Origin of the sequence: Fibrisoma montanum, from assembly GCF_003583365.1 — a bacterium.
Lineage (GTDB): Bacteria > Bacteroidota > Bacteroidia > Cytophagales > Spirosomataceae > Fibrisoma > Fibrisoma montanum.
Map to the genome: position 1 here is coordinate 40,423 of NZ_QXED01000005.1, position 26,428 is coordinate 66,850.

At 56.0% G+C, this 26,428-nt stretch carries 25 protein-coding genes; 12 read left to right on the forward strand and 13 right to left on the reverse strand.

The genetic code is table 11. The features are described from left to right. Nucleotides 1–80: 80 nt before the first annotated feature. Nucleotides 81–485 (forward strand): response regulator, encoded by a 405-nt coding sequence (locus DYU11_RS17145; RefSeq protein ID WP_158600299.1) that lies wholly within the window; start codon nt 81–83, stop codon nt 483–485. Here the strand turns inward: DYU11_RS17145 and DYU11_RS17150 are convergent. Further along, nucleotides 482–1,816 (reverse strand): Nramp family divalent metal transporter, encoded by a 1,335-nt coding sequence (locus DYU11_RS17150; protein ID WP_119668944.1) that lies wholly within the window; start codon nt 1,814–1,816, stop codon nt 482–484. The genes DYU11_RS17145 and DYU11_RS17150 overlap by 4 nt on opposite strands. A gap of 229 nt (nt 1,817–2,045) precedes the next feature. Between DYU11_RS17150 and DYU11_RS17155 the strand changes: the two genes are divergently transcribed. The 8 genes from DYU11_RS17155 to DYU11_RS17190 all read left to right on the forward strand — a co-directional run bounded on the left by DYU11_RS17155 (nt 2,046) and on the right by DYU11_RS17190 (nt 11,708). Beyond that, the gene (locus tag DYU11_RS17155) at nt 2,046–2,711 is read left to right on the forward strand and encodes a metal-dependent transcriptional regulator (RefSeq protein WP_119668945.1); all 666 of its coding nucleotides are present in this window, start codon (nt 2,046–2,048) and stop codon (nt 2,709–2,711) included. A gap of 62 nt (nt 2,712–2,773) precedes the next feature. After that, nucleotides 2,774–3,850, forward strand: a complete 1,077-nt coding sequence (locus DYU11_RS17160) for an LptF/LptG family permease (RefSeq protein WP_119668946.1) — start codon at nt 2,774–2,776, stop codon at nt 3,848–3,850. Nucleotides 3,851–3,929: 79 nt separating this feature from the next. Beyond that, nucleotides 3,930–4,847: a DMT family transporter gene (locus DYU11_RS17165; protein WP_119668947.1), complete on the forward strand. Its 918-nt coding sequence runs from the start codon at nt 3,930–3,932 to the stop codon at nt 4,845–4,847. 9 nt (nt 4,848–4,856) lie between these two features. After that, on the forward strand, nt 4,857–6,284 hold the full coding sequence (locus tag DYU11_RS17170) for a DUF6056 family protein (protein WP_119668948.1): 1,428 nt from the start codon (nt 4,857–4,859) through the stop codon (nt 6,282–6,284). Nucleotides 6,285–6,375: 91 nt separating this feature from the next. Then, nucleotides 6,376–8,130 (forward strand): hypothetical protein, encoded by a 1,755-nt coding sequence (locus DYU11_RS17175; protein ID WP_119668949.1) that lies wholly within the window; start codon nt 6,376–6,378, stop codon nt 8,128–8,130. Between the two features lie 50 nt (nt 8,131–8,180). Beyond that, nucleotides 8,181–9,158: a glycosyltransferase family 2 protein gene (locus DYU11_RS17180; RefSeq protein ID WP_119669437.1), complete on the forward strand. Its 978-nt coding sequence runs from the start codon at nt 8,181–8,183 to the stop codon at nt 9,156–9,158. Nucleotides 9,159–9,230: 72 nt separating this feature from the next. Beyond that, nucleotides 9,231–10,205 carry a glycosyltransferase gene (locus DYU11_RS17185; RefSeq protein ID WP_119668950.1) on the forward strand — a complete coding sequence of 325 codons (975 nt, stop codon included), beginning with the start codon at nt 9,231–9,233 and terminating at the stop codon, nt 10,203–10,205. A gap of 9 nt (nt 10,206–10,214) precedes the next feature. Beyond that, a complete protein-coding gene (locus DYU11_RS17190) occupies nt 10,215–11,708 on the forward strand; it encodes an MBOAT family O-acyltransferase (RefSeq protein ID WP_119668951.1) in 1,494 nt (497 codons plus the stop codon). Here the strand turns inward: DYU11_RS17190 and DYU11_RS17195 are convergent. From DYU11_RS17195 to DYU11_RS17215, 5 genes are all read right to left on the reverse strand, one after another. After that, a complete protein-coding gene (locus DYU11_RS17195) occupies nt 11,705–13,633 on the reverse strand; it encodes a PAS domain-containing sensor histidine kinase (protein ID WP_147367954.1) in 1,929 nt (642 codons plus the stop codon). The genes DYU11_RS17190 and DYU11_RS17195 overlap by 4 nt on opposite strands. A gap of 200 nt (nt 13,634–13,833) precedes the next feature. Then, nucleotides 13,834–14,220, reverse strand: a complete 387-nt coding sequence (locus tag DYU11_RS17200) for a hypothetical protein (protein ID WP_147367955.1) — start codon at nt 14,218–14,220, stop codon at nt 13,834–13,836. A 175-nt stretch (nt 14,221–14,395) separates the two neighbouring features. Then, nucleotides 14,396–15,919, reverse strand: a complete 1,524-nt coding sequence (locus tag DYU11_RS17205) for a malate:quinone oxidoreductase (RefSeq protein WP_119668954.1) — start codon at nt 15,917–15,919, stop codon at nt 14,396–14,398. Between the two features lie 110 nt (nt 15,920–16,029). After that, nucleotides 16,030–16,779, reverse strand: a complete 750-nt coding sequence (locus DYU11_RS17210) for a Mut7-C RNAse domain-containing protein (protein WP_119668955.1) — start codon at nt 16,777–16,779, stop codon at nt 16,030–16,032. Between the two features lie 47 nt (nt 16,780–16,826). After that, nucleotides 16,827–18,530, reverse strand: coding sequence for a DUF6909 family protein (locus tag DYU11_RS17215; RefSeq protein ID WP_119668956.1), 1,704 nt, complete (start codon nt 18,528–18,530; stop codon nt 16,827–16,829). A 115-nt stretch (nt 18,531–18,645) separates the two neighbouring features. On the opposite strand from DYU11_RS17215, the gene DYU11_RS17220 reads away from it, so the two are divergent. Beyond that, nucleotides 18,646–19,641 carry a DUF1028 domain-containing protein gene (locus tag DYU11_RS17220; RefSeq protein WP_119668957.1) on the forward strand — a complete coding sequence of 332 codons (996 nt, stop codon included), beginning with the start codon at nt 18,646–18,648 and terminating at the stop codon, nt 19,639–19,641. A gap of 63 nt (nt 19,642–19,704) precedes the next feature. Here DYU11_RS17220 and DYU11_RS17225 read toward each other — a convergent pair whose 3' ends face one another. From DYU11_RS17225 to DYU11_RS17235, 3 genes are all read right to left on the reverse strand, one after another. Further along, nucleotides 19,705–20,304, reverse strand: coding sequence for an outer membrane beta-barrel protein (locus DYU11_RS17225; RefSeq protein WP_119668958.1), 600 nt, complete (start codon nt 20,302–20,304; stop codon nt 19,705–19,707). A 289-nt stretch (nt 20,305–20,593) separates the two neighbouring features. Continuing rightward, nucleotides 20,594–21,184 (reverse strand): outer membrane beta-barrel protein, encoded by a 591-nt coding sequence (locus DYU11_RS17230; protein WP_119668959.1) that lies wholly within the window; start codon nt 21,182–21,184, stop codon nt 20,594–20,596. A gap of 182 nt (nt 21,185–21,366) precedes the next feature. Beyond that, nucleotides 21,367–22,413, reverse strand: a complete 1,047-nt coding sequence (locus DYU11_RS17235) for a S1C family serine protease (protein ID WP_119668960.1) — start codon at nt 22,411–22,413, stop codon at nt 21,367–21,369. A gap of 191 nt (nt 22,414–22,604) precedes the next feature. Here DYU11_RS17235 and DYU11_RS33485 point away from each other — a divergent pair, with 191 nt between their 5' ends. Both DYU11_RS33485 and DYU11_RS17240 read left to right on the forward strand, forming a co-directional pair. Further along, nucleotides 22,605–22,781, forward strand: a complete 177-nt coding sequence (locus DYU11_RS33485; protein WP_199736738.1) for a hypothetical protein — start codon at nt 22,605–22,607, stop codon at nt 22,779–22,781. A 67-nt stretch (nt 22,782–22,848) separates the two neighbouring features. Further along, nucleotides 22,849–23,256, forward strand: coding sequence for a DUF4332 domain-containing protein (locus tag DYU11_RS17240; protein ID WP_119668961.1), 408 nt, complete (start codon nt 22,849–22,851; stop codon nt 23,254–23,256). Nucleotides 23,257–23,342: 86 nt separating this feature from the next. Here the strand turns inward: DYU11_RS17240 and DYU11_RS17245 are convergent, their stop codons facing one another. The 4 genes from DYU11_RS17245 to DYU11_RS17260 are packed head-to-tail and all read right to left on the reverse strand — an operon-like array spanning nt 23,343 to nt 26,392. Next, complete coding sequence (locus DYU11_RS17245) at nt 23,343–24,089, reverse strand: porin family protein (RefSeq protein ID WP_119668962.1); 747 nt, start codon at nt 24,087–24,089, stop codon at nt 23,343–23,345. 58 nt (nt 24,090–24,147) lie between these two features. Then, nucleotides 24,148–24,975, reverse strand: a complete 828-nt coding sequence (cdaA, locus tag DYU11_RS17250) for a diadenylate cyclase CdaA (protein WP_119668963.1) — start codon at nt 24,973–24,975, stop codon at nt 24,148–24,150. Nucleotides 24,976–25,002: 27 nt separating this feature from the next. After that, entirely contained in the window at nt 25,003–26,019 is a 1,017-nt protein-coding gene (locus DYU11_RS17255; protein ID WP_119668964.1) for a ribonuclease Z, read from the reverse strand. Further along, nucleotides 25,973–26,392: an STAS domain-containing protein gene (locus tag DYU11_RS17260; protein ID WP_119668965.1), complete on the reverse strand. Its 420-nt coding sequence runs from the start codon at nt 26,390–26,392 to the stop codon at nt 25,973–25,975. Before DYU11_RS17260 ends, DYU11_RS17255 begins: the two co-directional genes overlap by 47 nt. Between the last annotated feature and the right edge of the window lie 36 nt (nt 26,393–26,428).

The following is a 26,428-nucleotide window of genomic DNA, read 5'->3' on the forward strand; positions in this document are numbered from 1 at the left end:
GACCGGAAAATAAATAATTAATGACGTGGTTTACAGGACAGTCCTTATATTTGAGGATTGCCATATTCCACTTTACAGCCATGACCGATGAAATTCAGATTTTACTGATAGAAGACGATCAGGACGACGTGGATCTGTTTCAATACGCGCTCCGAACCAACGCTGTTGCGTGTGAACTGTGCGTTATTATGCAGGGGGATAAGATTGCACCGTATCTGGCCGAGTCGCCCGAACGGCCCGACATTATCGTGATGGATCTTAACCTGCCGCTGGTACACGGTCGGGAGGTGCTGAAGCAGATTAAAGCCACCGACCGCTTCCGGCACGTTCCGGTGCTGGTGCTCACCACCTCATCGGCGAAAGAGGATCGCGACTTCTGTTATGAAATGGGGGCCAATGAATTCATAACAAAGCCGACCACGCTGGCCGGCTTCAATACGCTCATGTCGGCGATTGTCAACCTTACGGGAACAAGCAGTCGTTAGCGCAGCGTACTCCAGAGCAGGTAGCCGTTCAGGGTGATGATCACAACGGCGATCACCCACGCGATGATGTTCATCCACTGCGGATTCACAAAGCGCCCCATCTTAAGTTTGTCGCCGGTGAACCGTACCAGCGGAACCACGGCAAAACTCAGCTGAAGCGACAGAATAACCTGACTCAGCACCAGCAGCTCGGCGGTGCCTTTCTCGCCGTACAGCAGGGCAACAATCAACGCCGGAACGATGGCCAGCAAGCGCGTAATGAGCCGGCGTACCCACGGTTTCAGCCGCAGGTTCAGAAACCCTTCCATCACGATCTGCCCCGCCAGCGTACCCGTCAGCGTCGAGTTTTGCCCCGAAGCCAGTAAGGCCACCGCAAAGAGGATGCCCGCCAGTTGAACCCCCAGAATCGGGTCGAGCAGATGATACGCGTCTGTGATATCAGCGATGTGCTGGTTGCCCGAGACGTGGAACGTAGCCGCCGACAGGATCAGAATGGAGGCATTGATGAAAAAGGCCAGGAACAGCGAAACGGTTGAGTCGATGGTGGCAAACCGAATGGCCGACTGCCGTCCGGTGTCCGTGCGGTCGTAGTCGCGGGTCTGCACGATGCTGGAATGCAGGTACAGGTTGTGCGGCATAACGGTAGCGCCCAGAATCCCGATGGCGATGTACAGCATGTTCGGATTCGTGATAATCTCTTTCTGAGGCAGTAGTCCACCGGAGATGGCGGTCAAAGACGGCTGCGAAACCACCAGTTCGTAGCCAAAGCACAGCAGAATGATTAAAATCAGGCTGCCGACGATGCTTTCAATCACCCGGAATCCTTTGTGTTGCAGATACAGCAAGAGCATCACGTCGAGGGCAGTGATACAGATGCCGACCGGCAGGGGCATACCAAAGAGCAGATTCAGGGCAATGGCCGACCCGATCACTTCGGCCAGGTCGGTAGCGGCAATGGCGATTTCGGCCAGTAGCCACAAACCAATCGATACCGGACGGCTGTAGTGATCGCGGCAGGCCTGAGCCAGATCGCGGCCCGTTGCAATTCCCAGTTTCAGCGAAAGGTGCTGAAGCAGAATAGCAAACAGGTTGGAGATCAGAATAACCGACAGCAGCCGGTAACCAAACTGAGCGCCCCCGGCAATATCGGTAGCCCAGTTGCCGGGGTCCATATACCCCACGGCCACCATGAGCCCGGGTCCGGCGTACGCCATCAGGGTGCGAAAAAAACCGCTGTTACGGGGTACTTTTATCGTACTATGCACGTCTGGAAGCGATTGGGATACGTTATCCTGCCGCCAGCCTTTCATAAATGTATTGGTTGTATTCATAGTATTGTCGGAGGTTGGATGCCGGACAGCAGCCTGTAGACCATAAGCATCTGATCGATCCGGATCGGTTGCCCCGTATCTGACGTCCAATTACTTAGTGCTCAAAGATAAGGATTGTTGAAATAAAAATTTAGACTAACCTAAATTTTTAGAAAGTTTAACATAAAAACTACCTTTGCAACTAAACTGTTTTCTCTTTTTCTGTCGTTTTTGAAAGCAGACAGTCCTTATGCAGTCATTTACCGAAGAAAATTATTTAAAAACCATTTACTACCTCGCCACCCGGCAGCAGGGCGAGGTAAGTACTAATGCGCTGGCCGAAATGACGGCCACCAAAGCGGCTTCGGTAACGGATATGCTGCGTAAACTGGCTGATAAGCAACTGATTCATTACAAAAAATACCAGGGCGTCCGGCTGACCGAAGAAGGGGAGCGGCTGGCGTTGCAGATCATTCGTCGCCATCGGTTATGGGAGGTGTTTCTGGTCGATAAGCTGGGCTTCCGGTGGGATCAGGTGCATGAAATGGCTGAGGAACTCGAGCACATCCGCTCGGAAGAACTGGTGGAGCGGCTCGATACGTTTCTGGGGCACCCGCAGTTCGATCCGCACGGCGACCCCATTCCAACGCCGGCGGGACAGATGCCGGAAACGGGTTACCAGAAACTGTCGGAAATGGTGGCGGGCGAACCCGTCCAGCTAATGGGGGTGCTCGAACACTCAACGGAATTTTTGCAGCACCTCGACCGTTCGAACCTGACGCTGGGCTGTACGGTGGTCATTCGGGAAGTAAACACTTTCGACCGGTCGGTACAGGTGCAGCTGGTGGGTGGGCAGACGGTCTTTATCAGCTACGAGGTAGCCAAAAACTTACTGGTTAATCAACCGGCCGGGTAGCGCCCTAATCACAATCCCGGCTGTTTAAGCCGCTAACCGACCCTTGAACGGGTCGACATTGTATGAAATTATTAGACTGGTATATACTCAAACGATTCCTGCAGACGTACGTCTTCGTGGTGCTGGTGATCGTGCTGGTAGTGGTGGTGATCGACTACACTGAAAAGGTGGATAACTTTCATCATCACAACGCCCCGGCCAACAAAATTCTCGGCGAATACTACCTGAACTTTATTCCGTACTGGGCCAACTACATCAGTCCGCTGATGGTCTTTATCGCCACGGTGTTTCTCACCTCGCGGCTGGCGGCCCGCACGGAGATTATTGCCATGCTCAGCAGCGGGATTGGGTTCATGCGGCTGCTGTTTCCGTACGTAGTTGGGGCTTCGGTGCTGGCGGTGCTTACCTACTTTCTGGTCAACTACGTGATTCCAAGGGCCAACAAGACCCGGATCGCGTTTGAAGTGCAGTACATCAACGATGCGTACACGTACTCAGGTCGGAACATCCATCTCAAAATTGCGCCGGATGTGTACGCTTACCTGGAGAGCTACAACAACACGAGCAACACCGGCTACAAATTTACGCTGGAGAAAATCCAGGGGAATGAACTCAAACAGAAACTGTCGGCCGACCGGATCGAGTGGGATGCCAAGAAAAAGAAATGGGCCGTCTACGACTATAAAGTGCGGAGCATCGACGGGCAGCGCGAAACCCTGACCCCCGGCACCCGCATGGACACCACCCTGAACCTGAAACCCGACGACTTCGGCAGCGATTTCAACCTCTACGAAACCTTTACGCGGCCCGAGCTGAACCGGCACATCGAACTGCTCCGGAGCCGCGGGGCCGACGGTCTGGAAACGTACCTGCTCGAAAAATACGCCCGCGATACCCGGCCGTTTGCCATCATCATCCTGACGGTAATCGGCGTTATTATGTCGGCCCGCAAAACCCGTCGGGGGGTAGGCTGGCAGGTCGCACTGGGTTTCATGCTGGCGTTCACTTACCTGCTGTTTTTTATGCTGGCCAAGGGTATTGCCGAAGCCGGTAATCTGAATCCCGTGCTGGCGGTCTGGCTGCCAAACCTTATTTTTGCGGGCATCGGGGTACTATTGTACAAGACCATCCCCCGATAATGAGCAGTGTCGCGGCAGCTGTTACGAGTGAACAGCTGCGTCATGCGTGACATCTGCCTCTACTCTATCGTTTTTCAGTATGACAAAACCAACACTTGCCGATTACCTGCAGCTTCACTTTATCGTGGTAATCTGGGGCTTCACGGCCATTCTGGGCAAGTTTCTGGAACCACTGTCGTCGCCGGTGGTGGTGCTGTACAGAACGTTGCTGGCGGCTGGTGGCATGGCGCTGGTCCTGTATGCCCGGAAGCAGTCTGTGCAGCTGGCCCCCGGCGAACGCCTGCGTCTGCTGGCAACGGGCGGCCTGATTGCCCTGCACTGGATCGCGTTTTTTGCCGCGGCCCGCATCGCCAACGTATCGGTCTGCCTGGCCGGAATGGCCACCAGTTCCCTCTGGGCCAGTTTGCTGGAGCCGCTGCTGCTACGTCGGCGCATACGGTCCGTCGAGGTTTTTCTGGGCGCGGTGGTCATGGTCGGGCTGTACCTCATTTTCCGGTTTGAATTTGATAAGATGGCCGGGCTGCTGATGGCGGTTCTGTCGGCGATGCTCTCCTCGCTGTTTACCATCATCAACAGCCGGTTCACCCAGCGGCACAATGCGCTGGTTATCTCCTTTTACGAAATGAGTGGGGCGTTCGTCACCTCGGCGCTGTTTGTCGGTCTGTTGCTCGGATTCGGGCAGTCTGAAGGGCCGCTGGTGCCGGTGTCGGGGCTTCATTGGCTATGGCTGGCGATCCTGTCGTTTGTCTGTACTGTATACGCTTACACCATCGGAATTCGGCTGTTGCGTAAGTTTTCGCCGTACATGGCCGTCTTAACCGTAAATTTGGAGCCGGTGTATGGCATTTTGCTGGCTGTTGTAATTTTTGGCAGCTCAGAGCGCATGACGCCGGGGTTCTACGCTGGTACGCTGGTTATTCTGGCCGCCGTGCTGGCGTACCCGTTTCTGAACCGGACTATGCGCAAAACGCAGGTTCAACTGCCTACATCGACTTAGTTCTTCGGCATGATATCATCTACATCGTCGCGTTTCGCTACGTTTTTACTCCTGAGTGTTGCCGTGCTGGTGGCGGTCCCACTGGCCGTGCTATCGGCTTATAACCATCCATCGCCCGCCGACGACTACTGCTTTGCCAACACGGCCATGCAGTATGGGTTCTGGCAGGCCCAGCAATTTTACTACGATGGCTGGAGCGGCCGGTTCTTTCACAATTTCATCGTTCATTCGAGTCCGCTGACTATCGGCTGGTATGACGGCTATAAACTATACCCGCTCGTTCTGCTGGTCCTGTTGATGGCCAGTGTCTACGCGCTTTCCAGCCAGTGGCTACATGGTTTCGACACCCGGACAAAGGTGACGTTTGCGGCCGGGCTGTTCGTTGGGTTTATGGCTACGCTGGCCGGACTGGCCGAGTTTCTGTACTGGTACGCGGGCATGGCCTGCTACAGCCTGTCGTGCGTGCTGTTTCTGTTTCTGCTGGCTACGTTGCTGGCACACGGGCGACAGGGGTTCCGGCTTCAGGCCGGCTACATCGTAACGGAAGCCTTGCTGATTACGGGCATCATCGGGTCGAGCGAAACCAGCATGGTCATGGTGATGTCGCTGCTTGGTCTGCTGGCGCTGGGCGAACTGATTCAGCAGCGTCGGCTGTCGGCTACGATGCTGGTGTTGCTGGTCGTGTCGGCCGTTGGGTGCTATTACCTCATTACGGCCCCCGGCAACGCCATCCGGATGGGATCGAACGCGAACAGCAGCAACATTCCGCTGACGCTGACGTCGTCGCTGCGCTACTCGGTCGGCTACGTGACCCGCCAGTTCTTCGCAACGCCGTTGCTGCCCATGTCGCTGCTGTACCTGCCAATCGCCTACCAGCTGACGGCCCGGCCACTACCGGCTTACCTGCGCCTTCATCCGCTGCTGGCTCTGCTGCACGGGGGAGCTACGGTGCTGGTGCTGATCTCGCTGCACTTCTATGGGGTCGGGATTGCGCCCGTGCCCAGGCTGGTCAACATCATCAATCTGGTGTTCTGGCTGAGCTGGGGCTATAACCTGACGCTCTGGGTAGCCCGGCTGCGTCCGCGGCTACAGCCGGCGCTGTGGCAGCCCTACGCCAAACCGGCCCTGGTAGGTATCGCCGTATGGGTGGCCGTAACAGTCTGGTTTGGACCGGTGGTGCACATGGTCTACGAAGACCTGTGGAACGGTCGGCCGCAGGCCTACGACCGGGCCATGCAGCAGCGGTATGAGCAACTGACAACAGTCGGCGACAGCCAGGCTGTTCTGGCTCCGTTGCCGGTGTATCCGGCATCCATGTTTCTGGAAGACGTAAAGGATAATCCGGAGCACCTCTGGAACCGGTGCTGGGCCGATTATTATCATAAGAAAACCATTGTGCTGAAAGCCGGTGCCGACCGCGAAGGCCTGACGCAATAACTCATCGACGCCAGATGACGGCAGCAATCCGGTACGTGCGGTTTGATAAACGTACGGTTGAGCGTCGGCTTCTGGCATTTGACATGCCACTATGGAGCAGTTATCTGTTTTACCAACCAAGTCTGTTGCGCCGAGTCTGCTGCGCCGGGTTGCTTTGCCGCTGGTGTCCATACCCTTGGTCTGTTTCGTGGCGCTCCTGTTGACGTATACGGTCAATGTACCGTGGATGGACGACCTGGATGCGTTCCTGAACTTTATCATCGGTTATACCGATGCCCGCACAACGGCCGAAAAGCTCGACTGGCTCCTGCGGCCTAACAACGAACACCGCATCCTCATCGCCAAGCTGATCACGCTGGGCATGTATGACCTGACGGGCGAGGTGAATTTCCGGGGATTGATTTTCTGTGCGTTTGTCTTTCTCGCCGGGATTCTGGGCCTGTTCTACTGGGTGTTCCGGTCGATGAAGTTACCGCTGCTGGCGTTTGCGCCGGTTCCGTTTTTTCTGCTGCAACCGCAGCACTACCTGACCAGCATCTGGGCCATCACGGGCCTGCAGCACCAGGTGGTTGTTTTTCTGACGTTCTCGGCTATCTACCTGCTGGCCGGGCGCGGCCGGGAGCGGTTTGCGGGCGCTACGGTGCTGCAACTGCTGGCGTCGCTGTCGATGAGCAACGGCCTGTTTGGCTGGGTGGCCGGGGCGGTTGTGCTGGCCATGCAGCAGCACTGGCGTCGATTGGGGATCTGGCTGGCTATTGGGATTGTCACGATCGTTTTCTACTTCCACGACTTCAGCAGCCCGCAGGGCAACGAAACCAGCTTTTCGTTTTTCCTGAAATACCCGTATCTGGTGTTCTCCGGTTTCTTCACGTTCACGGGGGCGCTGTTCGACTTTTTTCCGGGCCAGCCCATTTTCTGGCGCAGCGTACTGCCGACGCTTGCCGGACTGGTCGTGATTCCAATGATGCTCTGGTTTTTGTGGCAGATGAACTGGGAAACCATCTCGTTCCGTCGATCGGGTGGCTCAGGCTGGTCGTCGGTTGGGCGGCCGGAGGATGTGTTGCAGAAACGCCGGTATTTCTTCACCGGCTGCTACGCGTTCCTGATGGTCAACGCCGTCATTGTGGCGTTTCTACGTCCCCGGTTTGGCTATAATGTCATGCTGGTGAGCAACTACATGCTGTACCCGGCCGTGCTGGTGGTGCTGTTGTACCTAAACGGCCTGAGCGAGTTTCGGGTGGGCCGTACCGTGACGCAGTGGTTCCGGATCGGGCTGGTGCTGAGCGTACTGGTATGGGGTGTTTCCTACATGCGGCACTGGCCTAAAGTATCCCAGCGCCGGCAGATGCTGCTCAGTTTTGCCTTTGACCAGCAGCACAACCAGGTGGGACTCGGTGCTACTCCCGGAACGCCCTTTGCCGACATGGCCCGCCAGGTAATCAATGAGACGATCAGGCGCGGAATGTACAATTATCCGGCCGAGACTGCCACGTTATTTGAGCCGGTGCTGCGCCCCGCAACCCGTACCTTGCCGCCTGATCCGCTCCTGAAACTGGAGCGCGTTGATAACGACTACAGTACGGTGGTGCAGACAACCAACTGGTCGCCCCCGGCCGCTACCCGCCAGGCTTACGTAGTGGCCGTTTCTGATCGGTGGACGTTCCTGTTTCCGACGGAGTCGTATTTTTCGCCGGGGCCGTTCTTCCTGAATCGCCCCGTACCGGGCCTGCGGGCTGAGGTCATCCGGGGAATGCTGCACCCGGGCACGTACCGGATCGGCATGCTGATTCTGCCCGGAAATACCCAGCCGGTTCGGTTCAGCAACCAGACCATTACTGTGCCATAGTGAAAAAACGCGTACTTTTGCCCGCAGGAACCGTTTCATTCCTTACTACCTTGTCTGAGCCGCAGATCTCGATTGTTGCCCCGCTGTATAACGAACGCGAATCGTTTCCGCACCTCGTTGCCCGACTCAATGCCGTCATGGATGCGTCGCCACTTCGCATTGAGGTGGTGCTGATCGACGACGGCAGCCGCGATAACACGGCCGCCCTGATGCAGCAGGTGGCCCTCACCGACGACCGCTACCACTGCGTTTTTCTGTCCCGTAACTACGGTCATCAGATTGCGTTGTCGGCCGGTATTGCGTCGGCCCGGGCTACCGAAGCCCTCTTCATCATCGACGGCGACCTACAGGACCCGCCCGAACTGCTAACCGATTTCTACGACAAATACCTGGAGGGCTACGACGTCGTGTATGCCATTCGGAAAAAGCGGAAGGAGGGCGTATTCAAACGGCTGGCGTACTCGATGTTTTACCGGTTGATGCGCTCGATTTCGTACGTTGACATACCGCTCGACAGTGGTGATTTTTCGCTCATCAGCCGCCGGGTGGCCGACGTACTGAGTCAGATGCCGGAAGAGAGCCGCTTTATCCGGGGCATGCGTAGCTGGATCGGTTTCAGTCAGATTGGCATAGAATACGAGCGGGATGCCCGCGTGGCCGGTGCGCCGAAATATTCGTTCAAGATGCTGCGGAAACTGGCGTATAACGGGATTTTCAACTTCAGTGAGTACCCGATCAAGCTGGTGACGCGCCTGGGGCTGATTACCTTCACGATCGCCTTTCTGTACCTGATTCAAACGCTGATCAAGAAGTATTTTTACGGCGACGTACCGCAGGGCTTCACGGCGACGCTGTTCGTCATTGTCCTCTTCAGCGGGGTGCAGCTGATCGCGCTGGGGCTGATCGGCGAATACGTACTGCGAATTTTCTTTCAGACCAAAGGACGGCCGCTGTACATTGTTAAAGAGGTGATCCGGCAGAAAGAACGACAGCCGCCCCGACCCGTTGAAGCGGCCCCGGCCCGCTGAGTCAGGACCTCAGCCTAAGCTGTCGTGTAAGATTTCGGAGAAACCGGCTATTTTTGCCCCGCACTACCCGTAATGCCCTTGGAGACCGTAGCGGCCACGTATTCTGAACGCATCAATATTGTCATTCCTCTTTTCAACGATTGGCCCGCTTTAGGTCTACTCCTGGAGCGAATCCGGACGGTGGTGGATGCACCCCTGCGGGACCGGCTGGCGTTTCTGATCGTCGACGATTGCTCGGCAACCGACTTTGAGGCTCTGCCGCAGGGCGTCGGGCAGTCGCTGTCGGTGCTGCGGCTATTCCGGAACGTTGGTCACCAGAAAGCCATCGCACTCGGCCTGTCGTACCTGGCCGATCAGGAAGAACAGTACCCAACCATCGTTATGGACTCCGACGGTGAGGATCGCCCCGAAGACATCATCAAACTCCTGGAAATGGGCATTGCTCAACCCGGTCGCGTGGTATTCGCCCACCGCGCCAAACGGCACGAAAGCTTCATGTTCCGGCTGTTCTACACGATCTATAAAACCGTGTTCCGGCTGCTGACCGGCAAAGTGATCACGTTTGGTAATTTCAGTCTTATACCGGCTTCGCGGCTGCGAAAACTGGCCCACGTATCCGAAATATGGAATAACTACCCCGGGGGCGTTATCCGGTCGCGACTGCCCTACACGGCCGTACCGCTGGAGCGCGGTCGGCGGCTGGCGGGGCAGTCAAAAATGAATTTTGTGTCGCTGATCATGCACGGGCTGAGTGCCGTGTCGGTCCTGATGGATACGACGGCCGTCCGGATTCTGCTGTTCTGCGTCATGATGGCGGCCGTATCGGCGGTGGGAATCGGCGTGGCCGTATACCTGCGGCTGTTCACCAACACGGCCGTACCGGGCTGGGCGAGCTACCTCGTGTTTTCGTTTCTGATTCTGATTTTACAGGCTTTTTTGATTTCGTTGCTGCTGGTATTCATTGTGTTGACCTACCGAACGCAACCGCAGTTCATCCCCGCCCGGCAATACCGGGACTTTGTGGAGCGGGTCGAGCGCGTTTACTGATTTTGCCGTATGCTGTTCAACTCGCTACAGTTCATTCTTTTTTTTATCGTTGTTACACTCGCCTACTTCAGCCTGAAGTGGCAGGGGAGGTGGGTGTTGCTGCTGCTGGCCAGTTGTTATTTCTACATGGTGTTCCAGCCGGTCTATATCCTGATCCTGCTGCTGACCATTGTAATCGACTACATTGCCGGGCTGCTGATCGAACGGACCGAAGGCCAGACCCGGCGCTGGCTGCTGATACTCTCACTGATCTCCAACCTCGGTATTCTGGCATTCTTCAAGTACCTGGGGTTTTTAACGGAAAATATTGCCGGGCTTTTTAACGTCCTGCACTTGCCCGAACTGGCCGATCAGATCACCTACGTGATCGACCGCGTGTTTGTGAAAGTGCTGCACGTATTCGGGCAGAGCGGCATCAGTTCGTTTAAGGACAACGCCACCAGTATCCTGCCCATCGGCCTGTCGTTCCATACGTTTCAGGCTATGAGTTACACCATCGAGGTGTACCGCGGCAATCAGAAAGCCGAGCGGCATTTCGGGATTTACGCGCTCTACGTCATGTTCTACCCGCAGCTTGTGGCCGGGCCGATCGAGCGCCCGCAGAACGTACTGCACCAGTATCATACGTTTTTCCCGTACGATTTTGAGAACGTAAAGGCCGGACTCATGCAGATGGCGTTTGGCTTGTTCAAGAAGGTGGTTATCGCCGACCGGCTGGTTATGATGGTCGATCCGGCGTTCAACAACCCCGATCAGCACAACGGCCTGACGCTGCTCGTCGCGACGTTCTTCTTCACGTTCCAGATTTACTGCGACTTTTCGGCTTATTCCGACATTGCCATCGGCGCTGCGCGGGTGATGGGCTTTACGCTCATGGAAAACTTCCGGACGCCCTACATCGCTCGCTCAATCACCGATTTCTGGCGTCGCTGGCACATCTCACTGTCGACCTGGTTCCGCGATTATCTGTACATCCCGTTGGGCGGTAATCGGAAAGGGGAGGCCCGCCGGAACCTGAACCAGTTGACGGTATTTCTGGCCAGCGGCCTGTGGCACGGCGCCAACTGGACCTACGTGATCTGGGGTGGTCTGCATGGTGTGTATCAGGTCGGAGCTGGTCTGCGCGATAAGTACCTGAAGCGGCAGGGAATCGAACTTCCCGAACAAAACCGGCTCTATCAAACGCTGCAGCTCCTGCTGACCTTCGGGCTGGTGATGCTGACCTGGGTGTTTTTCCGGGCCCGGAGCGTTGGCGATGCGTTTCTGATTCTGGGTCGGATCGGTACGTTATCGTTCAGGGATACGGTCAGTACGCCCCTGAACGCGACTGAAATGGGATTCAGTATTTTCCTGATCGCTTTTCTGATGATCAAGGAATACTACTACCTATACATTCCCACGCGCAACACAGTACGTTTCTACGTGCTGTTTACGCTGATCATGCTGGTGAGCTACCTGTTCGGGGTGTTCTCGTCCAACCAGTTTATCTACTTCCAGTTTTAACCCCGCGGCAGGTACACCGTGAACGTACTGCCGGCACCGGGCCTGCTTTTGACCGTGATCGTGCCGCCGTGGTTTTCGACTACCCGTTTGCAGATGGCCAGACCAATGCCCGTACCAGTGTGCTGACTCCGGTTGTTCAGGCGCTGGAACAGCTCAAAAATGCGCTCTTCGTGCTCCGGATCAAAGCCAATACCGTTGTCGCGGATGGCAATAACTACAAACCCACCAGCCGGCGCCTGTATCCCTGCGGGCAGATCGGTCGGCTGGGTTTCGCAGACATCGATGTGAATATCGGGCAGTACGTCGGCGCGGCTGAACTTCAGGGCGTTGGACAGCAGGTTTTGAAACAGCTGTCGTAACTGCAGCGGGTCGCCCTGAATGACCGGCAAGGGATCAATGGCCAGGTTCGCTTTTGTTTCGGTCAGCACCGGTTCCAGATCATCCAGTACGTCGTCGATGATCGTGTTGAGGTCAACTACCTGGTGGGGCTGGCGGTCGGTGGCGGTACGGGAATACATCAGCAGGCCCCGGATCAACTCCTGCATCCGGGTAACGGCCCCCTGCATGCGCCGAACCAGATCCGTTCCTCCTTCGCCCAGGGCCGGGCCGTGGGCGTCGAGAATCATGTCCCCGAACGTCCGGACTTTGCGCAGGGGTTCCTGCAGGTCGTGGGAGGCCGTGTAGGTAAACTGTTCGAGGTTTTCGTTCAGCAGGTTGAGTTCAGAGAGTTTGTTTTCCAGTTGTAGCTGGGTCTGTTTCAGCAGCGTGTGGTTCGAGAGGGTAATCAGCACCTCACCGTCGAGTGGCACGATCTGAACATCCACCCAGGCGTCGATCCCATCGGCGTTGTAGTGAAATTCGAACCGTTGCCGGACTTTTTCTTCGGCCGTTTGCCGGTACCGGTCAAACAGTCCCAGCACTTTATACGACGGAAACGACTCGCTCATTAATCGCTGCACAATTGGTGCCGGCGGGGTTCTGACGTAGTCCGCCAGGGTTCGGTTTGCCAGCGTAATTTCAAAATCAACGATGTCGGAAGCCGGGCCGTTGGTCCGTACGGGCTTCAGGGTAGCAATGGCCGTGTGCGCCTGGTCAATGATCGACTGGAGCCGGCTGGTGGCTCGTTTGCGGTCGGTAATATCAATGAACGAAGCCAGAAATCCATCGCCCAGGGGAGACAGGCCGATGTCGACCCACCGGTTGATATGGCTGGAGAAAAATTCAACCCGGGTCGACTGACGCTGCGTGACTACCTGCTGCAGTACCGCCATGATGGCGGGGAGATGGTCCGGAGGAACCTGCTGCCGAAACGTTCGCTGCCGGAAATAGTCGGCCGTCAGGCCGGTTAACGCCAGACAAACCGGATTAAAAAAGGAAACGCGGAAATCGGTGATACGGTCCTGCTCATCCCGGATGGCAACGAAGCCCATCAGGCCACTCAGCGAATTGTCGATGATGCTCTGGAGCATAGCCGACTGGTCGGCCGGCTGAATGGCTGGTTTAGGCGGTGGAGGAAGTTCCGTAAACGAGATCACCAGGCCATCCAGCAGGGGCGTGGCCTCAATCCGGTAGCCACCGCTGAACCCGTCGGCATTGTAGGTGAAGTCGAACTGCTGGGCCTGTCTGGCCAGCAGAATTTGCCCGTAGTGATTGAGCAGACCGGTTGCTTTAACGGAAGGAAGGAAGTGGGTCATCCGCTGGTTCACCACTTCGTCGACAGAATGACCCAGCAACTGGCACAGCGGCCGATTAACCAGCCGGTATACCAGATCGATGAGAGGAACCGGCTCGGGGCCGGTTTCTTCCCAGATGGGTTCACAATAGCACACGAAGCCCGGCGATGCATCGAGCATCCCCTGCAACAAATAGACGAGCTTTCTGTCGCCTGGATCGGGCTCCGGAAACAATGAAACAGCAGCACTCATAACGTCGGCTTTCTGGGGCAACAGAAACGCACAGACTTTTCTGCCGCACGTTTGCCGTCAGATCATACGTGCAAAAATAGATCGAAGAAGCTGCATTTTAGTAAACATGAAGGATTCTTGAAGCAGAATTGATAAATCACTACGTAGCGATACGACGCGTAGGAAAACTAAATGCAGGCGTGCAGGATGAGGTAACTGCCTTACCGAAAGGCCAGTACGTAGCGATCGTCAGCTCTGATCAGCAGGAGTTTGCCGCTGCTGATTTCGGTGCCAAACTCACCGGTCAGAATCAGGCTCCTGTCGGTACTTGTTGGCCAGTTTGTTTCGTCCTGGAAGGTGATGACCCGCCCCGAGGTTGAGAATGTGCCTTTGCTGATCAGCGGACACAAACTACCGCTGGAGCTGACGCTGTTGACTGTACCGGTGTAGCGTCCCTGCGGCTCAAACGTAATCGTAACCTGACAGGGTACCGCCCCGCCCCGCTGGAACGTACCATCGTAAATACCTTCCAGGGGACCCAGCGAATCGTCGGGTTTCTTACAGCCCAGCAAGAGGACAAGAGCAGAATAAAGAAGCAGTCGTTTCATGGGGATAATGCGTATACTAATGCTGTACCGACGAAGGTAATAATCGCTTCAACTACTTGTCCGGATATTTACTGGAAGCGGCTGTTTCCCTAATTAAAGGCCGCATGAAACGAACGGCCCCCCGCCGGCGCATCAACTGAAGGCCGGCGAGGGGCAGTCGTAAAACAACCGGCCGTTAGTCGGCGGTATATTCATACACGTCGAGACCCAGTACGTTGCTGGTCATCGTGCGGATTTCCTGCATCAACTGTGGATCGTTCGCCAGCGACCGGCCGTACGACGGAATCATTTCCCGGAGCCGTTGCTGCCAGGCCTCGGACTCTAATCTGTCGGGGAAGCACCGTTTCAGCAGATCAAGCATAATCGACACGGCTGTTGAGGCCCCCGGCGATGCACCGAGCAGGGCGGCAATGCTGCCGTCGGCCGAACTAACGACCTCCGTACCAAATTCCAGAACGCCCCCTTCTTCTTCGTCTTTCTTGATTACCTGTACGCGCTGGCCGGCAATTTCCAGTTCCCAGTCTTCCATCCGGGCGTTGGGGAAATACTCGCGGAGGGCAGTCAGGCGGTCTTCCGGCGACTGGAGTACCTGCTCAATCAGGTATTTCGTCAGCGGAATGTTGTGCAGACCGGCCATGAGCATCGGCGCGATGTTGTTCATCTGAATCGACTTGGGCAGGTCCATGTAAGATCCGTGTTTCAGGAACTTGGTCGAAAAACCGGCGTAGGGGCCAAAGAGCAGTTCCTTCTGCCCGCCGATCATGCGAGTGTCGAGGTGCGGCACCGACATCGGGGGTGAGCCAACGGCCGCTTTTCCGTATACTTTGGCCTGGTGCTGTTCGATGATGTCGCGGTTCAGGCACTTCAACCATTGCCCGCTCACCGGGAAACCGCCGTAGCCCCGGGCCTCCGGAATGTCGGACTTTTCGAGCAGACGCAGCGAACCACCGCCCGCACCGATGAAAATGAACTCCGACCGAACGTCGCGAATCTGACCAGTGGTCAGGTTTTCGACCCGGATTTTCCAGCCGCCCATACTTTTGGAGCGCCAGAGATCCCGTACGTCGTGGGCGAAGTGCATAGTCACCCCATCCATGTTCTGCAACTGCTGGAACATGCTGCGGGTCAGCGCCCCGAAGTTAACATCCGTACCGATGTCCATGCGCGTAGCGGCTACCTTCTGCGCCGGGTCGCGGCCGTCCATTACGAGCGGTATCCACTCTTCCAACTGCGCCGGATTCTCGGAATACTGCATGCCTTTGAACAGGTGCGACTGCTGCAGGGCCTCGAAGCGTTTGCGCAGATACGTTACGTTCTCGTCGCCCCAGACGAAGCTCATGTGCGGAATCTGCCGGATGAAGTTAGGGGCATTCTTGAGGAAGCCCTGCTGAATCAGAAAAGCCCAGAACTGCTTCGATACCTCAAACGATTCGGCAATTTTAATGGCCTTCGCGGTTTCGATTGAACCATCGGGGCGTTCGGGCGTGTAGTTCAGTTCGCAGAAAGCCGAGTGACCGGTGCCGGCATTATTCCAGGCATCGGAGCTTTCGGCCGCTGCTACGTCGAGTCGCTCGTATATATCAATCGTGATATCGGGTTGTAATTCTTTGAGCATGACCCCAAGGGTTGCGCTCATGATTCCGGCGCCGATCAATACGACGTCCGGAGTGCTGTACACTGCATTCTTACGTTTAGCCATACTATAAACGGAACATCTCCGATTTACCTACAAAATTGCTGGGTTGGTTGTTCCGAAAAAAGCATTTCTACTTAGTAAGTGGTTGATTACTACTATTCCAAAAAATAATACTATCGACTGAGCCGCTGGCGAACATCATCGACGAACCGGAGCATCCGCTCGTGGTGCGTGCCTTCCCAGTACACCCGGCTGCACTGCCGGCACCGCCAGAACTGATGCCGGTACGTCAGGACGTTTGGCGGCAGCTGCTCCTGAACGGCGGCCTTGTCGACGGGGGTAAGCGCCCCGTTGCAGGCCAGACACCGCGTAAACGGCCGGAGGCTGTCGACTAGCGTAAACCGGTGCAGCACCTCAATCAGCTGGCGGGGCGGGTTGGTGTAGCGAACAAAGTAGCCGTAGTCGACCAGGCTGCGCATCAATAAACCCCGGTCGCGGGTCAGGAGAATCCGGCGCTCGTTGTGCGAAATACGGGCCAGTTCTTCGTCGGCGTAGTCGTTGCGGTACAACGTATCGAACCCCATCAGCCGCAGGTGGGAGGCCAACGTACCGAGGTGCACATCCAGCACGAACCGGACAGCCGTCAGTGGAGCCGGCTGAACCAGCGAAACGGCCGATACGTCAAGCTCCGCAAAGGCTGGATACACACTTACGTAGTCGCCCTCCCGCAAAACCTGCGAAAACGCGGCCGACTGGCTGTTGATCAGCAGCAGGCCCACCTCCGGATGCGGTATGCCCAGCGACTCGATGACGTCCTTTACCGACACCCGCCCACCGACAGTGTGCGTAAACGGCACGTGCCGCCGTTTAGGGGATATAAAATCGTTGAGGGAGCCGTAGCAGCGAAACGTAGCGGTAGCCATATGCAGGATAACGGCAAACCTGGCTTTCGGTTCGCTGGTTTACGAGGTCAGGGGTTGAATATCTTTTCCAGGCATTTGACCGTAATGAGGTACGTTGGTTTGACGCCCAACGTGCCTAGGCTCCCCGAAGCCAGCGTACCGCCCGTGATCAGCGGGTTGTCCGATGCGTAGTACGCGTATCGAACCTTCACGTTGGCCGGTACGCTGTTCCGAATTTTCAGGTGGGCCTGAATCGCCTTCTGATAGTGCGCGCCTTCCATTTCCAGCCCGACCGCCTTCCACGATGAATTGCGGAAATAGCTCAGGATGTCTTTGTTCTGAAGCGACGTACCAAGCACCGTAATCATAGCGCCTTCGTAGACCGCCAGGCCGTTGCCGTCAAAGTCGGCCGGGGTGAAATCGTTGTCCAGCGGATAGTTATCGGCGGTGCCTTCGAAAATGTGGGAGGTGGGAATCATCAGGTCACCTTTCTCCCCGGTCAGGATGCCGGCTTTACCGATGACCGACACCGACGCTACGTTCAGCGCAAATGACTCCCCGTTCTGTTCGTACGGCTTCAGCAGTTCGTCCATCGTTTCAAACGCCTGTTCACCAAAGGCGTAGTCCATGACGAGCAGCAGCGGCTGGGTTTGTTCAATAAACGCCGGATCGTGGCTGATTTCGCCGGGCAGCTTTCTGGCGGGTAACTGGGCCGTATCGATGAGCTGCACCAGCAGGTTGGTGCCGCCGGCATCGGCCAGTTCGTGCAGACCGTGCGCCTGAGCGTATTCGGCTACTTTCAACCGCAGGTTTTGCTGGAGGGGCTGGCTGAGTTTGAGCGCCAGATCGTACAGGTTATCCCAGGAGGCCGTACCGGTCAGGGCGGCCGGGGCATACAGGCAATTCACGACGCTGTGCGGATTGGCACTGATGATGTGAATGGGCCGTTCGTGCAGGTTGTTGTCCCGGATGTACTGCTTGATCCGCGTTGCCCAGCGTTCGCCGTAGAGGTGCTGACCGATCCGCTCGCGGAGCATGGGGGTGAAGTTGATTTCGCGATCGACATTGGTCTCGCGGATCTCGCGGATTGATACGCTGCCCAGGCCATACACGATCCGGAACAGGCCGTTGTTGGTGCCGCCGGTTTCTTCAAATCGCTCATAGGCCCGCTGCGTTTCCTCAAACGTTCGGCCCAGGATAGAGCTCAGGTACGTCAGGGCGAGTTCGCGCTCATCCTCCGTCACGGTCCCCCCGGCCTGAACAATCGCTTCCAGTTTTTCCCACTCGCGGGTTTTGCTGCCCCGTTCCTGAAACGCGTTGCGCCGGATCTTGTCGGCTTCCATGAACATGAACGTCAGGTGCGTCAGGATGTCATAAATCTCGCTCCGGCCGTTGGTCACCTCAATGACCATCTGCTCCTGATCGATGCGGTAGCAATTCCGACGGCGCTTGGCGGGAACCAGGATTGGAAAATGTGAATGTTCGAAGCCTTCCCGTGAGGCCAGGGTAATGACCCGGCAGGCTTCAATGCCTTTGGGCAGGCGGTCCATGACGTAGACCAGTCCGTCGAGTTCAACGCGTTGGGGGTCGCCGACCAGTCCATAGATTTCGGGTTGCAGGACAAGCAGCGCCCGGCGGATTTCCTCGCCCGATACGCCCGACGGCTTGTAGAACCCCCGGTTGAAGAGGTGGCGCATGGTGATGTATAATCGTTCGATGGCAACGCGGGACGCTTGGGCGCGGGTGAGGGGAGGGGATTGTTCCAGACTCATGAAGTGGTATAGTGTTGTATTCGGGTGCAAGTTACGGGGTCTGGCGCTTTCAGAAAGCAGATTGTTGCTGAAAGACCTGTCCCGCGTATATTTGGTGATCTTAACCCCATTGAACATGCATCGGTTTCTGGTCAGCCTCTTTTTTCTGTCAACCACTACCTTAGCCCAGCACGCCCGAACTGGAACCAACAACACCCGCGAACCCTTCGCACACACCTTTTCCATCGTAGCCCGCGACGAAAAAACCGGCGACCTGGCCGTAGGGGTGCAGAGTCACTGGTTCTCGGTCGGCACCACCGTATCGTGGGGCGAAGCAGGCGTTGGGGTTGTGGCCACGCAATCGTTTGTGAACAAGTCGTTCGGACTGCGCGGCCTGGCGCTGTTGAAGAAAGGCAAAACCGCGCAGCAGGCGCTGGATGAACTGCTCCGTACTGACGAAGGCCGCGACGTGCGGCAGGTCGCTATTGCCGATGCCAGGGGTAACGTAGCCGTACACACGGGGAAGAAGTGCATTGACTTTGCCGGGCATCGTAAGGGGAAGAACTACTCGGTGCAGGCGAATATGATGCTCACCAGCAAAGTTCCTGATGCCATGGCCGCAGCTTTCGAAAAAAACGCCGGTCTGCCGCTGCCCGAACGGGTATTGTCGGCACTCAATGCGGCTCAGGGAGCCGGGGGCGATGTTCGCGGGCGTCAGTCGGCGGTGCTGCTGGTGGTGAAAGGGAAAGCGACCGGTGCACCCTGGGATGAAAACCACGTAGTGGATCTGCGCGTCGACGATGCCGATCAGCCCCTGCGCGAACTTGAGCGGCTGCTGCGGACGCACCGGGCCTACGAGCACATGAACAACGGCGATCTGGCCATTGAGAAAAACGACATGAAACGGGCCATGCAGGAATACGGAGCCGCCATGAAACAGTTTCCGCAGAACCTGGAAATGCAGTACTGGACGGCCATCGCCCTGGCCAACACCAGGCAGGTTCCCAAAGCCGCCGGTATGCTGCGGGCCATCTACGCCAAAGATGCCAACTGGCGCGAACTGACCCGGCGGCTGCCGAAGGTTGGCCTGTTAACCGTGTCGGACGCGGATCTAAAAACGCTGCTCCAGTAGCAGAACCCAATAAACGAAAAACGCAGGCCCTACCGGCCTGCGTTTTTCGTTTATTGGGTTGGTTTATTTGTACCGGCCTCCACCAATGTCAACGCCCAGTTTAATGCCGAAATACGAGTTCTTGCTCGATACGTTCGTGTTAAACCCGTTGTTCGACATGATGATGCCTTCCGTTGCCGGAATCAGGTTGTATTCCAGACCCAGATTGAAGTGGCCCGCCTTGAAACCCGCACGAACCATACCGCCAAACTTCGTTCCACCCGTCAGCGTTCCGGCTTCGGTTTCATCATCGATGACGGTAACCCCTGTGCTGGCCACGGAGTACAGACCGACGCCCGCCCCGATGTAAGGTCGAAAATTCGTGGTTGTCAGCAGATACGTTCCCGTAGCCAGGTATGACGCAGAGGCTTTCAGTTCACCTTCGGCATCTTCACCGTTCACTACAACACCCCGGATCATCAGGGCGCCTTCAATGCGCAAACCCAGGTCGATGTTGTCGGAAATGCCGTATTTGGGTTCGAGTGAATACAGAACGCCCCCGGAAGCGCCCGGGCCGCTCGGTTTTGCGTACCCCAACGAAATATTGAATTTAAAGGGTTTAAACTCCTGGGCCGTAGCCGAAACGGCGGCCAGCATGAACAGAGAAAGCAAAACGTGCTTCATGAATTTGTGAATAGTGAAGTTGTGGAAACTGATGTATTAGTAATGAAGTCGCGAACATACGCTAGTAACTGCATATAAAAAATGGCCTGAAAATTGATGCATATATATACTATTGGTTAATAGAGGGTTAATTGCTTTGGTCATTTATTCAATTGATTATCCGGTAGCATTTGGATAAGATTCAGAGGCTATTGCATAAAAAAAGTCGATGCAGACTAGATGAACTGCATCGACTCCTTAGGGAAAACAATACGTCAATAAACTAAGCCTTGAATTGGCCGGAGAAAACCTACCGGCGGCCTCCGCCAATATCAAAGCCTACCTTTACGCCCAGGTATGAATTCTCGCTTGTGACCGTCGTGTTGCCCAGCCGGTTGTCGGTCGTTGGGGCTGCGTTGTATTCAACGGCTGCTACAAAATGCCCTACTTTCACACCCCCGCGAATCATCCCGCCAAACTTTGTGTCGTTCACGAATTCAACGTTCTGGTTATTGTTCTGACCATCGGTGATTACTACCGTACCGGCAGCGCCGACAACGAACAGACCAACGCCGGCACCCAGGAAAGGACGGACCTTGCTTTCGCCGAACAGGTAGTTACCCGTCACCAGTACTGAACTGAATGCGCCCACATCGCCGGTGGTTGTGCTGCCGTTCACCTGAACACCCCGCGCCACCCAGGCCGATTCCAGGCGCAAACCCAGATCGAAGTGGTCGGTGACCCCGTACTTTGGTTCAATGGCGAGCAGAAAGCCCCCGTCTACGCCGGGTGACAACGGTTTTGCAAAGCCGATCGATGCATTCACTTTAAACGGCTTGTATTCCTGGGCTGTAGCCGACAGGGCGCCGAGCAGACAAATGGAAAGAAGGAGTTTTTTCATACGTGTAAATGAAATAGTGTAAAAAAGTAAACTGTGGTCGCTATATGATGATTCATACTAGCAGACACATTACTCACAATGTGAACAGAATGTTATGAGCGGAGACTAAAACTTAGCTATGTTCATAAAAAAAGGACCCGGGCAGCCCCAGGTCCTTTCGTGGTAAACATACGTTTTACGCTTTATTTTAACTCGCCCGGCGTGACCATAACCCCCCGCTGCCGGTTGTCGCGCAGGAGGGTGAGCTGAATCCGACGGCCAATCGTTTCTTCGGTCAGCAGGCGGTGCAGGTCATCGACGGTCGCCACGGGTTGCTCGTTGAAGCGAACGATGATGTCGCCCGGCTGCAGCTCACTGTTTTCTGCTACGCCGTCGGCTTCCACGCTGGCGACAACAACCCCCGTGCGGGCGCTGAGCTGGTTGTATTGCCGGATGCGCTCGGTCAGGTTAATCAACTGGCCGGCGATGCCGAGGTAGCCCCGCCGAACGCGCCCGTGCATGATGAGCTTTCCGGCCACCAGCGCGGCCAGATTCGACGAAACCGCGAAACAAATGCCCTGGGCCGGCAGGATCACCGCCGTGTTCACCCCAATCACATCGCCGTTTGAGTTAACCAGTGGTCCGCCTGAGTTACCGGGGTTCAGGGCAGCATCGGTCTGAATTACGTCGTCGATCAGGCGGCCCGATTCGGAACGTAACGTCCGGCCAAGGGCGCTGACCACCCCGGCCGTCAGCGAATATTGAAACCCATATGGGTTGCCGATGGCAATGGCAATCTGCCCGACCTGCGTTTGTTTGGAGTCGGCAAATTTGATGGCTTTCAGGCCCTCGCCGTAAATCTTCAAGACGGCAATATCGGTGGCGGGGTCGCGGCCGATCAGCGTAGCATCGTACTCCCGGCTGGGTTCGTCGTTGCGTTCGGGTACCGTCACGTCAATTTTGGTAGCTCCGGCCACGACGTGGTTGTTGGTAATGACGTACCCGTCCGTCGAAATAATGAACCCGGAGCCGGAACCGCCCCCGTCGCCCCGACCTGGCCGACGCCGGGAACTGGGCTGATTGTTGTCGGTCGTTTGGCCGCTGACCTTAATCTGAACCACCGAGGGGCTCACTTTTTTGGCTACATTTACGACCGTATTCGAATACGCATCCAGCAGGATTGGGTCCTGATCACCCATACCACCGGCCTGCGATGAGGTGTCGGCAAATGTCACGAATTGAGTTTCCATACCTAGTGTTGTTTATCTGGATAGGGAAGGCGCGCCAACATCTGTTCCAGTACAATGCCTTCATGTGTACGCCACGATTAATCAGCCATTTTGTCCTGAACTTGCCGATTTCTGCATGGCCTGGGTATTTATTCATGTATGAAGGCGAATAGAAGCGAAATAAACCTGCTAAAACGGCAGAGTAAGTACGTATGACTTTTGACGAATACCTGACGCAGAAGAAGATAAATCCTGATCAGTTTCGGGCGGGTGAGCCGGCGCGTTACGCCGAATGGCAGGCCGAGTTTAGCCAGATGCACCCGGAGAGCTTTACAGCGCAGAAAAAATTTTTAATCAACGACATCAGAAGGAAATATAATAATCGCTAAACTAGCGAATAGATAGCGGCTTGAAGGTCAAGCCGTTTCGCATGTGCTTACCTAAAACCTTTAAATTATGAGTCTTACTCTCGGAGAACTGCGTGGTATTACGGATGCTGTTCTAAACGCATTGAAAGCGCAGGGTCTCGGCGACAGCAACGCCCTACTGGAAGCGGCCAAAACCCCACATGGCCGCAAGGAGCTGGCTTCGGCTGCCGGGATCAATGCTACGATGATTCTGGAATTGGCGAATCGGGCCGATCTGGCCCGGATCAAAGGGGTTGGTCGTGTCTACAGCGACTTATTGGAAGAAGCGGGTGTCGATACCGTAAAAGAACTGGCCCGGCGTTCGCCCGAAAACCTGCACGCTAAACTGATTGAGATCAATAACGTCCGGCAATTCACCCAGCGCCCGCCATCTATGGAGCAGATCGCGGATTTTGTTGAGCAGGCCAAAGCCCTGCCAGGCATGCTGGAATATTAAACAAGGGGAGAAAAGGAGGAGGGAGGAAAGGAGGAAAGGGATAAGCAATAAATCCTTCCTCCTTTCCTCCCTCCTCCTTTCCTCCTCTAAAAGTTAACCAACAACCCTACGGATGCGTAGTTGATCCAGGTGAAGTTGTACACATCATCGACGTCGGCCCCGCCTTCGACAACCCGGTAGCCGGCTTTCAGGCCAACTGCTGGACTAAGCTGATACGCCAGCCCCGCAAATATGTCTTCCGCCCGCCCGAATCGGGAACCCAGCGCATCCCCCTCGACCAGAATCGTCCACTGCTCCGTAGGCCGGTAGGCTGCATATACATTAAGGAGCGGCACGAACCCCACGTTGTCGTAGCCGGTATCCCGGTTTTCGCTCACCAGCCGGACGTTGGCATCCCGTATTTTGGCGGTCAATCCCGCGCCGACGCGCCAGCGTTCACGCCGTACAAAATCGTAGCGGTACGTCAGCCGGTACGAATTGAAGGTGTAATAAGCCGTGGTGGCCCGATCGGCGGGGAAAACGACATTGTTGTAATTGACCGGCTGCGGAAACGCGCCTTCGTACCGAACGGTGAGGGGAGCATACAGCGCTGAAATCGTATGCCGGTCTGCAATGGTGTACCCAAGCCGAATGCGGTAGAAAACTTTCGGCTTCACCGACAAGTCCTCGGCCAGATTGAACGTTGTCCCTCCCTGGTTGGGTATCCGTACCTTGTTGTAGTTTGTGCCAAGAACAAGACCCGATTCTAGGTCGAGCCGGACCTGAGCGTGAGCCCAGGCCCAGCCCATGAGTAGCGCGAGAGTAAGCGCCGTAGCGAAGAGATTGGTTTTCATGGATCGTTGTAGTATGGACACCTAACGACCCAGGCAGGTAATGGTTTCGGGGAGTTACTCAGGACGTAATGTTGCCGAGTGGTTTAAGTCCCGGTTCGTTCAGGTACGTATCCAGGCGGCTCTCCAGCTCGGGCAGACTCAGGTTGGTCGACAACTCGCCGTTGATCGCCAGGGCAAGCCGACCGGTTTCTTCTGATACGGCAATCACAGCCGCGTCGGTGGCTTCGCACATACCCAAAGCGGCCCGGTGCCGAAAACCCAGCGCCGGTGGCAGTACGTCGTCGTCGGATACAGGGAGGATGCAGCGGGCCGCCAGAATGCGTCCGTTGCTGATGATAACGGCCCCGTCGTGCAGCGGGCTGTACTGGCTGAAAATCGACAGCAGGAGCTGTTTCGACAGGTTGGCGTTGATCAGTTCGCCCGTTTGTATGTATTTATCCAGATCATCATTTCGTTCAATCGCAATCAGCCCTCCCGAAAACTCGGCACTGAGGGTCTTGCAGGCGTCGACGATGGGTTTGAGGGGCGTAACGGACTCGGGTAAGTAAGGTTGCCGAAGCAGCCACCGACGCATCAACCGGTTGTTGACAACGTTTGTCGATTTGCCAATCAGCAGCAGGAACCGCCGGATTTCCTGCTGAAAAATGATAATCAGCGCGAGCGCACCCACACTGATAAAGTACTCCAGAATGGTTGTCAGCAGGTTCAGGCCCAGTGCTTTAACGACCAGGTACAGCAGATACACCAGCAGATACCCGATAAACACCCGACTGGCCACGCTGCCCCGGAGCAGGTTATAAATCTGATAAATTAAGACAGCAACCAGCAGGATGTCGAGGATATCGAGCCAGCCTACGTCGAGAAAGCCTAATCGGAACAAAAACATGGTGGTGAGGTTCGGGTGGGTGCAAAGTTAATGCGCCCATTTATTTATTTCGAGTGTTTCGCCTTCGGCTGCCAGATACGTTTCCGGGAAAACGGCTCTGGCCTCAAGCAGAAACGAGTCGAATCGTTTGTAGCGGGACGAAAAATGGCCAATCATCAGCCGCCCTGCTCCGGCTTTGGCCGCAATGGTAGCCGCCTGCTGCGCCGTGGAGTGAAATACCTCGGTTGCCCGCTGGGCGTTGTCTTCCAGGAAGGTAGCTTCGTGATACAGCAAATCCACGCCCTGTAGCTGAGGAATCAGCAGTTCGTTGTACCGCGTATCGGAGCAGTAGGCGTAGGACCGGGCCGGCGGACCTGCCTCGGTAAACTCGGCGGCTGCGTACAGCACCTGCCCGGTTTCGTCCAGAATGTCGAAGCCTTCTTTCAGCTTTTTCAGATACGGCACCGGTACGTCGTCGGGCAGCCGTTCCCGCAGCAGCCGGAGTTTGTGGGGTTTCTCCTGAAACAGGTAGCCCGTGCAGTCGATGCGGTGTTCGAGTGGAATTGATTCAACCGTCAGGTGCGGATGATCCAGCAGCATCGACGGTTGTATGGGGTCGACCGGCTGGAAATGGAGCGGGTAGCCCAGGCGCGAATCAGACACCCGGAACATGGTCGTCAGGACCTCGTCCAGACCACGTGGCCCGAACAGGTACAGGTCTTCCGTACGGCCCGACAGGTTCAGCGTCGACAGGAGCGGAGGCAGGCCGAAATAATGATCGCCGTGGAGGTGGCTGATGAAAATATAGCGAAGACGGCTGGGTCGTATCTTCTGTTCAATCAGTCGAAACTGGGTGCCTTCGCCACAGTCGATCAGCATATACTCGTTGCCGACCGTCAGGAGCTGGGCCGTCGGGTGACGGCCCAGCGTGGGCGTAGCTGAACCCGCGCCCAGAATCGTGAGCGCGAAGGAATGAACCGAAGTCCGTCCGGCAGGGTCCGGCTGGCCGTGGTTTACGCTAGAAATCGGTGTCCCGGCCGCTGCTGACCCCTCCCTCATACTCATCGTCGTCCTCGCTGCGGAAATCGTTTTCCAGTTCGTTCATAAACACGGCGTCAATAGCTTCCTCAACCGTTGGCAGAATGGTCAGGTCGCTGATGTTGGCCGTATCCAGGGTTTCTATCAATTCGTCGTTTTTCGTGACCAGAACAAGCAATCCTACTTCGTTGACACACTGCCGGTTAATCTTGCGGATCGCCATAATACCCGCATTGTCCACTGTCTGGATGGGGGCCATGTCAACGATAATGTTGCTGTAACCCTCCCGAAAAAGGCTGCGGCTCAGTGCTTCAAAATCTGTGGGTACGTCGCCCCCGAACTCGCTCTCCGTCAGGCGAATCAGGGCATATTGCTCATTCTTTTCAATCGTGTAATTCATGCGTTGCAAAAAGGTTCCGGGCCTAAAAGTAAAACG

Excerpts from the sequence above, each read along its gene's own strand:
- DYU11_RS17145 (WP_158600299.1), top strand. The coding sequence starts at position 81 with ATGACCGATGAAATTCAGATTTTACTGATAGAAGACGATCAGGACGAC.
- DYU11_RS17150 (WP_119668944.1), bottom strand. The coding sequence starts at position 1,816 with ATGAATACAACCAATACATTTATGAAAGGCTGGCGGCAGGATAACGTA.
- DYU11_RS17155 (WP_119668945.1), top strand. The coding sequence starts at position 2,046 with ATGCAGTCATTTACCGAAGAAAATTATTTAAAAACCATTTACTACCTC.
- DYU11_RS17160 (WP_119668946.1), top strand. The coding sequence starts at position 2,774 with ATGAAATTATTAGACTGGTATATACTCAAACGATTCCTGCAGACGTAC.
- DYU11_RS17165 (WP_119668947.1), top strand. The coding sequence starts at position 3,930 with ATGACAAAACCAACACTTGCCGATTACCTGCAGCTTCACTTTATCGTG.
- DYU11_RS17170 (WP_119668948.1), top strand. The coding sequence starts at position 4,857 with ATGATATCATCTACATCGTCGCGTTTCGCTACGTTTTTACTCCTGAGT.
- DYU11_RS17175 (WP_119668949.1), top strand. The coding sequence starts at position 6,376 with ATGGAGCAGTTATCTGTTTTACCAACCAAGTCTGTTGCGCCGAGTCTG.
- DYU11_RS17185 (WP_119668950.1), top strand. The coding sequence starts at position 9,231 with ATGCCCTTGGAGACCGTAGCGGCCACGTATTCTGAACGCATCAATATT.
- DYU11_RS17190 (WP_119668951.1), top strand. The coding sequence starts at position 10,215 with ATGCTGTTCAACTCGCTACAGTTCATTCTTTTTTTTATCGTTGTTACA.
- DYU11_RS17195 (WP_147367954.1), bottom strand. The coding sequence starts at position 13,633 with ATGAGTGCTGCTGTTTCATTGTTTCCGGAGCCCGATCCAGGCGACAGA.
- DYU11_RS17200 (WP_147367955.1), bottom strand. The coding sequence starts at position 14,220 with ATGAAACGACTGCTTCTTTATTCTGCTCTTGTCCTCTTGCTGGGCTGT.
- DYU11_RS17205 (WP_119668954.1), bottom strand. The coding sequence starts at position 15,919 with ATGGCTAAACGTAAGAATGCAGTGTACAGCACTCCGGACGTCGTATTG.
- DYU11_RS17210 (WP_119668955.1), bottom strand. The coding sequence starts at position 16,779 with ATGGCTACCGCTACGTTTCGCTGCTACGGCTCCCTCAACGATTTTATA.
- DYU11_RS17215 (WP_119668956.1), bottom strand. The coding sequence starts at position 18,530 with ATGAGTCTGGAACAATCCCCTCCCCTCACCCGCGCCCAAGCGTCCCGC.
- DYU11_RS17220 (WP_119668957.1), top strand. The coding sequence starts at position 18,646 with ATGCATCGGTTTCTGGTCAGCCTCTTTTTTCTGTCAACCACTACCTTA.
- DYU11_RS17225 (WP_119668958.1), bottom strand. The coding sequence starts at position 20,304 with ATGAAGCACGTTTTGCTTTCTCTGTTCATGCTGGCCGCCGTTTCGGCT.
- DYU11_RS17230 (WP_119668959.1), bottom strand. The coding sequence starts at position 21,184 with ATGAAAAAACTCCTTCTTTCCATTTGTCTGCTCGGCGCCCTGTCGGCT.
- DYU11_RS17235 (WP_119668960.1), bottom strand. The coding sequence starts at position 22,413 with ATGGAAACTCAATTCGTGACATTTGCCGACACCTCATCGCAGGCCGGT.
- DYU11_RS33485 (WP_199736738.1), top strand. The coding sequence starts at position 22,605 with ATGACTTTTGACGAATACCTGACGCAGAAGAAGATAAATCCTGATCAG.
- DYU11_RS17240 (WP_119668961.1), top strand. The coding sequence starts at position 22,849 with ATGAGTCTTACTCTCGGAGAACTGCGTGGTATTACGGATGCTGTTCTA.
- DYU11_RS17245 (WP_119668962.1), bottom strand. The coding sequence starts at position 24,089 with ATGAAAACCAATCTCTTCGCTACGGCGCTTACTCTCGCGCTACTCATG.
- cdaA (WP_119668963.1), bottom strand. The coding sequence starts at position 24,975 with ATGTTTTTGTTCCGATTAGGCTTTCTCGACGTAGGCTGGCTCGATATC.
- DYU11_RS17255 (WP_119668964.1), bottom strand. The coding sequence starts at position 26,019 with ATGAGTATGAGGGAGGGGTCAGCAGCGGCCGGGACACCGATTTCTAGC.
- DYU11_RS17260 (WP_119668965.1), bottom strand. The coding sequence starts at position 26,392 with ATGAATTACACGATTGAAAAGAATGAGCAATATGCCCTGATTCGCCTG.